The 12,902-nt window shown below is 43.5% G+C and carries 13 protein-coding genes; 8 read left to right on the top strand and 5 right to left on the bottom strand.

Annotated elements, in window-relative coordinates:
- The first annotated feature begins 114 nt into the window (after positions 1 to 114).
- The 4 genes from MGMO_RS18650 to MGMO_RS18665 all read left to right on the top strand — a co-directional run bounded on the left by MGMO_RS18650 (position 115) and on the right by MGMO_RS18665 (position 2,293).
- Positions 115 to 705 (top strand): DUF4124 domain-containing protein, encoded by a 591-nt coding sequence (locus MGMO_RS18650; RefSeq protein ID WP_036309095.1) that lies wholly within the window; start codon positions 115 to 117, stop codon positions 703 to 705.
- 6 nt (positions 706 to 711) lie between these two features.
- Positions 712 to 1,542, top strand: a complete 831-nt coding sequence (locus tag MGMO_RS18655; RefSeq protein ID WP_023496632.1) for an SDR family NAD(P)-dependent oxidoreductase — start codon at positions 712 to 714, stop codon at positions 1,540 to 1,542.
- Positions 1,542 to 1,733: a CPXCG motif-containing cysteine-rich protein gene (locus MGMO_RS18660; RefSeq protein WP_023496633.1), complete on the top strand. Its 192-nt coding sequence runs from the start codon at positions 1,542 to 1,544 to the stop codon at positions 1,731 to 1,733. The genes MGMO_RS18655 and MGMO_RS18660 overlap by 1 nt, the downstream gene beginning before the upstream one ends.
- A gap of 173 nt (positions 1,734 to 1,906) precedes the next feature.
- The gene (locus MGMO_RS18665; protein WP_036309091.1) at positions 1,907 to 2,293 is read left to right on the top strand and encodes a hypothetical protein; all 387 of its coding nucleotides are present in this window, start codon (positions 1,907 to 1,909) and stop codon (positions 2,291 to 2,293) included.
- A 350-nt stretch (positions 2,294 to 2,643) separates the two neighbouring features.
- Here the strand turns inward: MGMO_RS18665 and mnmE are convergent, their stop codons facing one another.
- From mnmE to rpmH, 5 genes are read right to left on the bottom strand one after another with little or no spacing between them, the layout of a single operon-like run.
- Positions 2,644 to 3,990 (bottom strand): tRNA uridine-5-carboxymethylaminomethyl(34) synthesis GTPase MnmE, encoded by a 1,347-nt coding sequence (gene mnmE / locus MGMO_RS18670; RefSeq protein WP_023496635.1) that lies wholly within the window; start codon positions 3,988 to 3,990, stop codon positions 2,644 to 2,646.
- A gap of 8 nt (positions 3,991 to 3,998) precedes the next feature.
- Positions 3,999 to 5,705 carry a membrane protein insertase YidC gene (gene yidC, locus MGMO_RS18675; RefSeq protein WP_023496636.1) on the bottom strand — a complete coding sequence of 569 codons (1,707 nt, stop codon included), beginning with the start codon at positions 5,703 to 5,705 and terminating at the stop codon, positions 3,999 to 4,001.
- Positions 5,706 to 5,708: 3 nt separating this feature from the next.
- Positions 5,709 to 5,942 (bottom strand): membrane protein insertion efficiency factor YidD, encoded by a 234-nt coding sequence (gene yidD, locus MGMO_RS18680; RefSeq protein ID WP_023496637.1) that lies wholly within the window; start codon positions 5,940 to 5,942, stop codon positions 5,709 to 5,711.
- Positions 5,927 to 6,292, bottom strand: a complete 366-nt coding sequence (gene rnpA, locus MGMO_RS18685) for a ribonuclease P protein component (protein ID WP_023496638.1) — start codon at positions 6,290 to 6,292, stop codon at positions 5,927 to 5,929. The genes yidD and rnpA overlap by 16 nt, the downstream gene beginning before the upstream one ends.
- On the bottom strand, positions 6,289 to 6,426 hold the full coding sequence (gene rpmH, locus MGMO_RS19340; protein WP_082458439.1) for a 50S ribosomal protein L34: 138 nt from the start codon (positions 6,424 to 6,426) through the stop codon (positions 6,289 to 6,291). The genes rnpA and rpmH overlap by 4 nt, the downstream gene beginning before the upstream one ends.
- A gap of 174 nt (positions 6,427 to 6,600) precedes the next feature.
- Between rpmH and dnaA the strand changes: the two genes are divergently transcribed.
- From dnaA to gyrB, 4 genes are all read left to right on the top strand, one after another.
- On the top strand, positions 6,601 to 7,917 hold the full coding sequence (dnaA, locus tag MGMO_RS18690) for a chromosomal replication initiator protein DnaA (protein ID WP_023496639.1): 1,317 nt from the start codon (positions 6,601 to 6,603) through the stop codon (positions 7,915 to 7,917).
- 186 nt (positions 7,918 to 8,103) lie between these two features.
- On the top strand, positions 8,104 to 9,204 hold the full coding sequence (dnaN, locus tag MGMO_RS18695; RefSeq protein ID WP_023496640.1) for a DNA polymerase III subunit beta: 1,101 nt from the start codon (positions 8,104 to 8,106) through the stop codon (positions 9,202 to 9,204).
- A gap of 9 nt (positions 9,205 to 9,213) precedes the next feature.
- The gene (gene recF / locus MGMO_RS18700) at positions 9,214 to 10,314 is read left to right on the top strand and encodes a DNA replication/repair protein RecF (protein WP_023496641.1); all 1,101 of its coding nucleotides are present in this window, start codon (positions 9,214 to 9,216) and stop codon (positions 10,312 to 10,314) included.
- 17 nt (positions 10,315 to 10,331) lie between these two features.
- Positions 10,332 to 12,782: a DNA topoisomerase (ATP-hydrolyzing) subunit B gene (gene gyrB, locus MGMO_RS18705; protein ID WP_023496642.1), complete on the top strand. Its 2,451-nt coding sequence runs from the start codon at positions 10,332 to 10,334 to the stop codon at positions 12,780 to 12,782.
- Positions 12,783 to 12,902 lie beyond the last annotated feature (120 nt).

The raw sequence follows: 12,902 nt of genomic DNA on the forward strand, positions 1-12,902 counted from the left end.
ATATCCCTTGTCAAGAAATTAATAAACCGCAGAGCTTCCCTTATATTATAAATGTTCAAATTGAGCGGCAAAAATCCTGTGCAAAAAGATATTATTTACGAACTGAGGCAAACGATGAAAACCACACTGTTATTCCTGGGATTGCTCTTACCCCTGCAATTATTGGCAGACGTATATAAATGCACAGATGCCAATGGCAAAAAGATTTACAAAGCAATCCCTTGTGCGGAAGGCCAAAGTAAAGTTGAGTTGAATGTGAAAACAGGCGGCTCAACCGACCTAAATGCACAAGAAAGCCAGCAAGCCTTATCCCAACAAGAGCAAGAAGCCAAAGCCGCACAAAAAAAACTGCAAGAAGAGCAAGCAACGCAAAAATTGGCGCAGTTAAAACAAAGCGCTATGGACGAAAGTGCCAAAAACCAGTTCTTGATAAAAAACAATCCGCACAAGTTTTCCGCTTTCGCCATCCCACCTTATAAATTTGACGAATTGACACCACTGGTAAAAACTTACCAGAACAGATTGCCCGATATTGAACGGATGCGTAGAAAAGCGGCAGAAAGGGCATTAGCCACAAACCAATGCGGTCGTGTGGAATCCGTGGAATTAAGCGAAAAAAGCACCAAAGATTCGTTGCAGATACTGGTTGATTGCAGTACAGCAAAAAAATTCTATGTTTCTGAACAGGAATTGGGCAACAATTAATCCCGGATGTCCACGCCTAAAACGGTATTAATAACGGGCTGCTCCAGCGGTATTGGTTATGCCACCGCAGTTGAATTAAAAAACCGTGGCCATAAAGTGATTGCCTGTGCCAGAAAGGATGCCGATGTCACCCGTTTGTTGCAAGAAGGCTTCATCGCAGTCCAACTCGATTTAGCCGACAGTGCAAGTATTCAAAAAGCCGTCAAAAAAGCCCTAGAAATTGCTGACAACCGAATTGATGCCGTATTCAACAATGCTGCATTCGGGCAACCCGGAGCGGTTGAAGACTTAAGCCGGGAAACTTTGAAATTCCAGTTTGAAACCAATGTGTTCGGCACCCATGAACTCACCAACCTGCTAATCCCCATCATGCGTAAACAAGGCAGTGGGCGAATTATTTACAACAGTTCAATTTTAGGGCTGGTCGCCATGACTTACCGTGGCGCTTACAACGCTAGCAAATATGCCTTGGAAGGCCTGGCAGACACCTTGCGTCTGGAGTTGTACGGCAGCAATATTACAGTTTCGTTGATTGAACCTGGCCCCATCCTAAGTAAATTTAGGGAAAATTCCTTTGCCTTGTACAAAAAAAATATCAATATTGAAAGTAGTTTCCATAAAGAAACTTACAAAGCAATGGAAGACCGTCTGCAAAAACAAGGGGCAGCTGTACCATTCACCCTGCCAGCAAAAGCCGTCGCCGATAAGGTCATCCATGCCGTTGAATCGGATTTCCCAAAAATACGTTATTATGTCACTTTTCCCACCTATCTCTTCGCCTACTTAAAACGCCTGTTGCCTGCTTCCTGGTTGGACAATTTGCTCAGAAGGATCTAATGCCGTTCCAGCAAGAAATTTTCATCAACTGCCCTTATTGCGGGGAATCCATTGATATTTTGATTGATAATTCCTCCGAACCACAAAATTATTACGAAGACTGTTCCGTGTGTTGTTCGCCTATTTTATTCATTCTGACCGAAAATGATAGTGGTGAAATTATCGTTTCCGTCAAACGCGAGGATGATTAATTTACCCCATTCTATTGTTCTGGTCCGTTAATTTCTTTTCGCGAAAATCTAATTGGCTATTTTTTTCGATTTCCAACAATAAATTAATATCTTTCAAAACATGGTACACTCGTATGCGGTACATTTATTTGACCAAAACAACGCTGTACAACACACTTGAGGATAAATCCAATATGAAAACCATAAAAACAATCGTTCTATCTTCCCTGATTGCTCTGGCTATGGGTGCTTTTTCTTCAGCCACAATGGCGGAATCCATGGATGCGAGAATTTCTTACGCACCCGCTGATGCTATCGATATGATGATTGGCGAACTCAAGAAAGCCAAACTTGCAGCCGCTGAAGGCAAATCAGGTGAAGAAGTCTACAAACTCATCAAACAAAGCATGGATTACGGCAAAGACGTGAATGCGAATGATGTTGTTGACAGAGAACGCTCACGCGCTAACGAAACAATTAAGAAAGCAAGGAGCATGGCTAAGTCAAACCAAATGACCGGGATTGATGAACACTTGGATAAGGCTATCCAACAACTAGAACACATGAAGACTTTAATCTAAATTTTGTTCAACCAACCACGCCAGCTTTCTTCTGTAAACTGGCGTGGTTAAAGCCAAAGCCTGCCCTTAAACCCTATTTTCAACATGTTACATAATGCGATTGCATTAACTTAACATATCTAGACCTTTTTTTCCCACACCTCTTTTTTGCAAACCCTACAAATTGCTTATAGCTTTAACATTTTGAGTCACCGCCTTTAATTGCAACCAACTATAGCCTACCCGCAAATCACAAACTTCTGCTTGCTGAACCTACATCCCAGTATCCGTATTCCGGCAATCCCTGCAGGAATGACATTGTTAGTTTGGCTGATCATTAATGCTACGAGTAATGGCGTATGGGATCAAATTTACTTGCCTATGCAAAAACTGGAAAAAATATTGCCCAAAAGGTCATCTGAGGTAAATTCCCCAGTAATTTCAGCAAGGGCTTGTTGAGCTTGCCTTAAGTCTTCCGCGACGAGTTCACTTGCCCGCGTGGTTTGGAGTTGGTGCAAGGCGTTTTGGGCGTACTCGTACCCTTTTTTTAAGGCTTCAAGGTGGCGAGTCCTGGCAATGAAAATGTTTTCCGCTGTCTCGTTATAGCCGACGCTTTGTTTCAGGTGTTGGATGAGCAAGTCCATGCCTACGCCGGTTTTAACTGAGAGATAGATATGCTTGCCAGCTTCTGTCGTTTTGATTTCTGGTGCGGCATTTACTAAATCGATTTTGTTGTAAATGGTTGTGATGTCGAGGCCTTCTGGGATGGCATCAAGTACGGTTTGGGGCTCGGTATCCCGGATATCGATAAGCAGCAGGACTTTATCGGCTTTGCGGATTTCATCAAAGGCGCGGCGTATGCCTTCTTGCTCGACGGTGTTTGTGCTGTCATGTAAACCTGCAGTATCAATTATGTGCAGCGGCATTCCGTCGATTTGGATGCGTTCCCGTAGTACATCCCGCGTGGTGCCGGCAATATCGGTGACGATGGCGGCATCGTGTCCGGCGAGCGCATTGAGTAGGCTGGATTTCCCGGCATTGGGTTTGCCTGCCAGCACGACTGTCATGCCATCACGCAACAGGCGGCCTTGCTTGGCGGTTTGCTGGATTTCTTCCAGCCGTTGCACGAGCCTTACCAACCGATTTTCGACCACGCCATCGGTCAGGAAATCGATTTCTTCATCGACAAAATCGATGGCGGCTTCAATGTAAACCCGCAGTTCGGTTAGCTCTGTTATCAGCGTATTGACCTGTTCAGAAAATACGCCTTGCATGGAGCGTTGCGCAGAGCGGACAGATTGCTCGGTGCTGCTGGTGATTAAATCGGCGATGGCTTCAGCTTGGGCGAGGTCAAGCTTGTTGTTGAGGAAAGCACGTTCGGTGAATTCACCCGGCCTAGCTAACCGTGCGCCCAATGCCAACACGCGCCGTAGCAGCATATTGAGCACGACTGAGCCGCCGTGAGCCTGGAGTTCGAGTACATCTTCGCCAGTGTATGAAGCTGGGGCGGGAAAGTAGAGGGCTATGCCGGAATCAATGACAGAATCGTCTTGATCCAGGAATGTTGTGAACAATGCTGTTCGTGGTGTTGGTTTTTTTTTGAAAAGTTGGGCAGCGACTTGCGTAACCCGTCCGCCTGAAATTCGTATGATGCCGACACCCCCATTACCGGAGGGCGTCGCTATGGCTGCGATGGTATCGGCGTATTCAATATCCAATATTCGCGTTAGGCTTGTGCATTGATTTTTTTGGTGATGTAGGTTTGCTGGATAATGGACAAGGTATTGTTTATCACCCAGTACAACACCAACCCGGCGGGGAAAAACAGGAAGAATATGGTAAACACAAGCGGGAACATTTTCATGACTTTGGCTTGCACAGGGTCAATCGGCGGCGGGTTAAGCCCCGTCTGAATTTTCATCGTAATACCATAAATGATAGGCAGCACAAAAAACGGGTCCATGACCGACAGGTCCTGAATCCACAACATGAACGGCGCTTGCCGGAATTCTACAGTTTCGCTCAATACCCAATACAAGGACATGAACACGGGTATTTGGAACAAGATGGGCAGACAACCACCCAAGGGATTGACCTTCTCCCTTTTGTACATATCCATCATTTCTTTGTTAAAACGTGGCCTGTCGTCTGCAAAACGTTCCTGCAATTCTTTTAGGCGTGGTTGGATTTTACGCATCCTTGCCATCGATATAAAACTGGCTTGGGTCAGGGGGAACATCAGCAATTTAATACAGAATGTCACCCCGATAATGGCAAAACCCCAGTTATTGGTGAAACTATGGATTTTGTTGAGCAACCAATAGATGGGTTTGCCGATGAAAGTCAATACGCTGTAATCAACCGTCAGTTCTAATCCTGGCGCAATTTTTTCCATCACAGGCTGGATTTTTGGACCCGAAAACAAGCGTGAAACGAATTGTGATTCTGTGTTGTTGGCGATAGTTATTGGCGGTGAATAAGATCCAATGACGTAGCGGTCATCCTTTAGATGCTTGGTGTAAAAATGGTTCTCCGCATCTGCTGGCGGAATCCAAGCTGAGGCGAAGTAATGCTGTATCATGGCTGCCCAGCCACCTTGAGTGGCCACATCCAGATTGTTGTCCAGCATGTCGTCGAAACTAATTTTTTTGTACTTGTCTTTCTCGGTGTAAACTACGCCGCCATCGTAAGCCCGCATACCCGCGGTCAGTATGTTACCTTGGCTTTCTTTGAAGGGTGTACGGAGCAACTGGTTGTATTGCCTACCTGCCCAATCCTTTCCGCTCTTGTTTTTGACAGTTTGGTTAAGTGTGATCTCGTAACTGCCACGTTTGAATACGAATGCCTTAGTCACCTCCAAGCCATTATTATCCGTCCATGTCAATGGGACGGTAAGGCTATCTTGGCCTTCTGAAAGCGCGTATTGGTTAGCTTGAGTTGAAAAAACGGTGTGATGGTCTGCCACAGCGGCTGATCCGCTCCCCGCAATCAAACCACTTTGCGCGATGAACATTTTTTCCGGGCTGCTGTTAAATAGACGTACCGGCTGGCGGTTTTTTTCAGCCGGTGCTAAACCAACCATCTTCCTGACCGCATTGACAAGGGTGTTGTCTTTTTCTACGGGGTATTCGAGCAAATCGAGGTTTTGTATGGTGCCGCCTTGCATGTCTATTTCAAGGGCAAGCACATCTGTTTTTACGGTTACCACCGGCGCTGCCGCTGCTACCTTTATCGGTGCTGTGACTGGCTTCTCGACGGTTTGTGGTTGTTCGGTTGTATTGTTCGCTGTCGGTAGATCTTCTTTAACACTCGTCGAAGTATCTTCAATTTGTGCAACAGGTATTTTCGGGCCGTAGTCAATCTGCCAGGCTTGCCATAACATAAGGGATATCATCGCAAATGCGAGGATGAGTACAAATCGTATATTTTCCATTTTTTACTTCTTGTTATGACCTAATTTTTCCGGGACGGGATCGATGCCGCCTTCATGGAAAGGATGGCATTTCAATAATCTTCTAACCGACAGGTAGAAACCTTTAAATACACCATGTAATTCAAACGCTTCCATAGCATATATTGAGCAACTGGGGTAAAAACGGCAATTATTTCCAAGTAGAGGGCTGATAAAGTACTTGTAAAACTTTATGACCCCAATTAACAAGTAACGCATTTGGACACCAATTTAAGCCAATGCCTTTCCAAGGATTCCATCAATTCGCTTGGCGCAACAGCCAACGCTTCTTTACGTGCCAGTACGACGATGTCAATATTGCCGATATTGTGCTGCTGTAATCTAAAGCTTTCTCGCACCGTTCGTTTTATTACATTACGGTCAACCGCTTTTCTTATTATTTTTTTGGCGATTGCCAAACCGATCCTGGGAAAACCAAAATCGTTCTGCGTGGCTAAAACCGTAAAATAGCGGTCTGTCGATTTGACCGGACTGGTAAAAACCTTTTTAAATTCAGCGGCCTTTTTTAATCGCGACTGTTGAGGGAATCCTTGATTTATCCCTGTCACACAACCGTCAGCCTGACTCTACCTTTTGCACGTCTGGCATTCAACACTCTCCGGCCACCGACAGATGCCATTCTTTCGCGAAAACCGTGAGTCCTGGCGCGTTTAATTTTACTGGGTTGGTATGTTCTTTTCATTTTACACTAAAGCCTGATTGAATAATCGTCTATAAAAACGGATAAAAAAGCCTACGGATGATAAGATATATGCGTGGTTATGTCAATTCTGTGAGCTTACAAGGTTATCCTGTATAGTAACCATCGAGTAGAATCTATCAATAATATTGAAAACCAACCTTTTACCATACAGAGATGAGTTCCATATGGAATAACTGCCTAAGTAAACTAGAAAACGAAATTTCTAGTTCGGAGTTCAACACCTGGATAAGACCGTTACAGGCGATTGAAAATGAAGGACAACTAAAACTGCTTGCTCCGAATCGGTTCGTGATGGATTGGGTAAAAGAGCGTTTTTTTGTCAAAATCGAGGAACTTACCAACGAATTTTCCAATAACACCTTGGATCTTGTTTTTGAAATCGGATCAACCGCGCCGTCCTTGCCGACTTATACGAAAACCGTAAAGCGATCAGAAGCGAAAAAAGTTGGACCAAGCTTTCTTAACAAGATGTACACCTTCGACAATTTTGTTGAAGGTAAATCCAATGAATTAGCCAAAGCGGCATCATCTCAAGTCTCTGAAAATATGGGTAGGGCGTATAACCCGTTGCTTATTTACGGCAGTTCCGGTTTGGGTAAAACGCACCTAATGCACGCTATTGGCAATGCTATTCTAGCCAAAAAGCCTTCAGTGAATATTGTCTATGTCCATTCGGAAAAATTTGTCCAGGATATGGTAAAGGCACTGCAGCAAAATACGATCAATGTATTCAAAGAATATTACCGAAACTTAGACGTATTGTTGATTGATGACATCCAGTTTTTTGCCAGTAAAGAACGTTCTCAGGAAGAATTTTTCCATACTTTCAATACGTTACTTGAAAAAAAACACCAAGTCGTCCTAACATCGGACAAGTATCCAAAGGAAATAGCAAACTTGGCCGAACGTTTAAAATCACGGTTCAGCAGCGGTCTACCGGTGACAATTGAACCGCCGGATATGGAAACTAGGGCAGCGATTCTAATGAAAAAAGCGGCGATCGTGAATGTTGACTTGCACCAGGATGTGGCCTTGTTTATCGCCAAACGCATTCCATCCAATGTGCGTGACTTGGAAGGTGCCTTAAGACGGGTCATTGCCAATGCCCAATTTACCGGTCGTGAAATCACAATTGACTTCACGAAAGAGGCATTGCATGACCTTATCTCAATGCGTGACAAACTGGTTGACATCAACAATATACAAAAAACGGTCGCCGAGTATTATAAAATCCGCATTGCAGATTTATCCTCAAAAAGCCGTCGACAGGCGATTACCCGACCCAGGCAAGTTGCCATGTCGTTAGCTCGGGAACTTACCTCGCTAAGTTATCCAGATATCGGAGATGCGTTTGGCGGCAGGGATCACACAACGGTTATTAGTGCATGCAACCGTGTAAAGGAACTAAAGGAATCGGATGTAAAAGTTTCTGAAGATTATTTTAACCTGTTGAGAACCCTGTCACACTAGCATGGGTTAAGTTGTGGATAACAATGGGTTTGACAAAACCGCCCCAGTTATCCACAACAAAGGCAAAGAAACCCAAGGACTTATAAACAACGTAATGAACAAAACAACCTATTGATTTGTATTAATAAAAAACAGATATTAACAGTTTTATCGGAAGCTAATAGTAATTATAAGATAAAAAACAATATGAAATTTATTATTAACAGAGAAAACCTCTTGATGCCATTGCAGCAAATCGTAGGGGTTATTGAAAAGCGGCAAACCATGCCCGTTTTGGCCAATGTATTGATGGTCGTGTCTGATGATTTTTTGACCTTGACGGGCACTGATTTGGAAATCCAGATCGTCGCAAAAGTTGTGATAACGGATTCCAGCTCTGGTTCCATAACCGTCCCAGCCAGGAAATTACTCGATCTTTGCCGTTTGCTTCCAAGCGGGGCGGATATTCTGTTGGAAAAGCAAAACGATAAAGTTAAGCTTTTATCGAACCGAAGTAAATTTTCGTTAAGTTGTTTACCTGCTGAACACTACCCTGAGTTTGCAGAGACAGCCATGGAAAAGCAGTTCACCATTAATGCCGGAAAATTTAAAAAAGCCTTGGAAAAAACCATTTTTTGTATGGCCAACCAGGATGTCCGTTATTATCTCAATGGCCTGTTGCTTAACATTTCCAATACCAGGATGAAACTGGTGGCTTCGGATGGACATCGTTTGTCTATTTTTGAAGATATGCTGGATGAACAAACTGGTTACGAATCCAGGATCATCTTGCCAAGAAAAGGCGTTTTAGAGCTTTATCGATTACTCGATAATTTGGAGACAGAATTAACGGTGATGTTTTCCAACAACAACATAAAAATTACCATTGGAAATTTGATTTTTTCAGCCAAGTTGGTCGATGCGAAATACCCTGATTTCGGTAAAGTCTTCCAGCAGTCTTTTTATAAGCCCATTTCTCTACCAAAACAGGAACTAAAAGAAGCGTTGACTCGCGTTGCGGTCTTGTCGAATGAGAAATTTAAGGGAGTGACGCTCGATATTGCGCCTGATAGTATGAAAATCAGCACTCATAACCCAGAGCATGATGAAGCTGAGGAAGAACTCAGTATAAACTATCAAGGCGAGCTATTGTCCATTGCCTTTAATGCCCAGTATTTGCTAGATGCCATTTCAAACTTAGACTCCGACACTGCAATATTGACCATTGCAAGCAATGCAAGTAGTTGTTTTATCGACGAACCAAGCCAATGCGAATATAAATTCATTGTCATGCCCATGCGTCTCTAAGTCACTCGTATGAGTCTTCAGAGGCTGGATATTTATAATGTAAGGAATATTTGCGAACAGTCGATTACACCATCAGAGGGGCTCAATTTTATTTATGGCAAGAATGCCAGCGGTAAAAGCGCATTAATCGAAGCAATTTTTTTGTTAGGTCGTGCCAAGTCATTCCGCACTTCTTTCATAAAATCGGTAATAAGCTTTGAACAAGAATACCTTATCGTTTCGGCTCAGGTTTTACATGGAAAAGGCAGCAGTATCCAATTGGGCATACAAATGGATGGTAAAGATGTCGAGATCCGTATCAATCAGCAAACCAGCCAGAAACGCTCAGATTTAGCCTACGGCTTACCTTTACAAATCATCCATCCGAAAAGTGTAGAGCTCCTGGATGCAGGTGCGCAAATACGGCGTGAATTTTTAGACTGGGGAATCTTTAACCACGAAGAAAAATTTTTACCTGTTTGGCGAAAATATAAAAAAGCGTTGGCTCAGCGTAACGCTTTATTAAAAACAAAGTCTGTTAATCAGATCCATGTTTGGGATAATGAACTGGTTAATTACGGTACAATAGTCAATGACTATCGGCAACAATACCTGGAAAAACTCCGCCCCGTTCTTAAAGCAACAATGGCAAGATTTTTGGCACTTAATGATATCGACATGTGTTTGGTGTCAGGATGGGATATAACCAAACAACTCGAACAACTGTTTATCGATGATTTAGAAAAAGACATGCGTTATGGTTACACCCACAGTGGCCCACATCGAGGAGACTTCCATCTATTGGTTGACAATAAGTTGGCGAAGGACGTTGTTTCAAGAGGACAGTTAAAGCTGTTGGTTATTTGTCTAAAGTTGGCACAAGTTGAATTGATGATTAGGGAACGTGATAGCTTCGGCTGCATTTTGATAGACGATTTTGCTGCGGAATTGGATAAGGACAATAGAGAAAAAATTCTTAAGTTTTTATATGGAATCAATTGCCAAGTGTTTATAACAGCCACTGAAATTATTGATTTTGGCAAATTAGACGAAATTAAAAATTATAAATTGTTCCACGTGGAACAGGGAAAAATAAGCTGTGTCAATGTTCCACATGGAACATCTTTGTAATTCGAGGAAAAAGTAAGATGAGTGATAATGAAAAAAACGCAGTTTTTATGGAAGATGGTAAAAACATCAATCAATATGACAGCACAAATATCCAAGTCTTAAAAGGCTTAGATGCCGTAAGGAAGCGTCCAGGCATGTACATTGGTGATACCGATGATGGATCTGGTTTGCATCACATGGTGTTTGAGGTGGTCGATAACTCAATTGATGAAGCGCTAGCAGGTTGGTGCAAGGAAGTTAAGGTTATCCTACATACAAACGGCTCTGTCACAGTTTCTGACGATGGGCGCGGTATTCCTGTTGATATACACGAAGAAGAGGGCAGGTCTGCTGCCGAAGTCATCATGACAGTATTGCATGCAGGTGGAAAGTTTGATGACAATGCCTATAAAGTTTCAGGTGGTCTGCATGGTGTTGGTGTTTCAGTCGTGAATGCGTTGTCAGAAGAATTAAACCTGGAAATACGAAAAAACGGCCAACTTTACAAACAAACTTATCGCATGGGGAATCCCGTCGCATCTTTAGCGCCCGTAGGCGCGGCGCAAGGGACAGGCACTTTAATCAACTTTAAGCCTAGCCCAGAAACCTTCACCAACATCGAATTTCATTACGACATACTTGCCAAACGTTTACGGGAACTGTCTTTTTTAAATTCCGGCGTACGCATTATCCTTGAAGATGAAAACTCCGACAGGCGCGACGTTTTTGAATTTGAGGGCGGTATTAGTGCCTTTGTCAGCCATCTTAATAAAAATAAGACTCCGCTATTCCCAGATGTTTTCTACTTTATAGCAGAGAAAGAAGGTGTGACCATTGAGGTGGCTATGCAATGGAATGATTCCTACCAGGAAAATGTTTTCTGCTACACCAACAATATTCCACAACGCGACGGCGGTACGCATTTGGCAGGCTTTAGGGGGGCATTGACCAGGACGGTCAACCAATATATCGAATCCAGCGGCTTGGCAAAAAAAGAAAAAGTCACTACTACGGGAGACGATGCACGTGAAGGGCTGACCGCTGTGCTTTCTGTGAAAGTGCCAGACCCAAAGTTTTCCTCACAAACCAAAGATAAATTAGTTTCTTCAGAAGTTAAGCCGTTGGTTGAATCGACTATGAATGAAAAACTCCAGGAATTTTTGCTGGAGAAACCACAAATCGCCAAACTTATCGTAGGTAAGATAATCGACGCAGCCCGCGCACGGGAAGCGGCACGTAAAGCACGGGAAATGACGCGCCGTAAAACCACACTGGACATCGCTGGCTTGCCAGGAAAGCTTGCCGATTGCCAAGAAAAAGACCCTGCTTTATCGGAATTGTTTCTGGTCGAAGGGGACTCCGCCGGTGGTTCAGCAAAGCAAGGGAGAGATCGCCGTACCCAAGCCATCTTGCCGTTGAAAGGCAAAATCCTGAATGTTGAAAAAGCCCGCTTTGACAAAATGATTTCCTCCGAAGAGGTCGGCACATTAATTACCGCTCTGGGCTGTGGCATCGGCAAAGACGAATATAACATTGAGAAGCTACGTTACCACCGCATTATCATTATGACCGATGCTGACGTGGATGGCTCGCACATCAGGACCTTATTGCTTACGTTCTTCTATCGGCAACTGCCAGAAATCGTCGAAAAAGGCTATATCTACATTGCCCAACCGCCTTTGTACAAAGTCAAAAAAGGAAAACAAGAGCATTACGTCAAAGACGATACCCAGTTAAGCGAATACCTTATCCAACTGGCTTTGGATAAAACCCAATTGTTCACCGACGAGACGGCGCCGCCTATCCAAGGCCAAGGTTTGGAAAAACTGGCGAAAGCGTACACCCAAGTCGCCAGCATAATAGATCGCTTATCTAGACGCTATGATAATGTTTTTATAGAACAACTGACTTATTTAGAACCCTTGTCCGAACAATACAAACAAGATGAACAACAGCTAAGGATATGGTTTGGCAAACTAGAGCAAGGCTTAAAAATAAACGAAAAAAAGGCCGAATTTGAATTCAAGCTTGACTATAAGGCAAGTGAAGACTTTACCGCGACCATCAGCAAAAAGCAGCATGGCATCACTAAAGTCTTTATCGTGGCATCCTCCTTTTTCCATAGCAAGGACTACCAAAAACTCTCCCAATACGCCAAGGACACCGCCGACTTATTTGTTGGGGCATCCTACATCAAAATGGGCGAACGCCAACATCCCGTCAACACCTTCAAACAAGCCTTCGATTGGATGATGAAGGAAACAAAAAAAGGTCAACATATTCAACGATATAAAGGATTAGGTGAAATGAATCCCGAACAACTATGGGAAACCACACTGGATTCAAACAATCGGCGTTTGCTGCAAGTACGGATAGAAGATGCCATTGCTGCCGATGAAATCTTCACCACTCTTATGGGTGATGTCGTCGAACCGCGCCGGGATTTTATCGTCAAGAACGCCCTGGATGCGACGAATTTGGATGTGTAAGGTTGTTGAATCGGAATTGTTAATAAAGTATAGGCTTTAGCTCGCCGTTCCATTTGAGCATCAAAAGCATGACGGAATATTTAAGCATGTCTTTGCTTTTGCTGTAGCACTTCGACTTTC

The sequence above is a fragment of the Methyloglobulus morosus KoM1 genome (assembly GCF_000496735.2).
Taxonomy (GTDB): Bacteria; Pseudomonadota; Gammaproteobacteria; order Methylococcales; family Methylomonadaceae; genus Methyloglobulus; species Methyloglobulus morosus.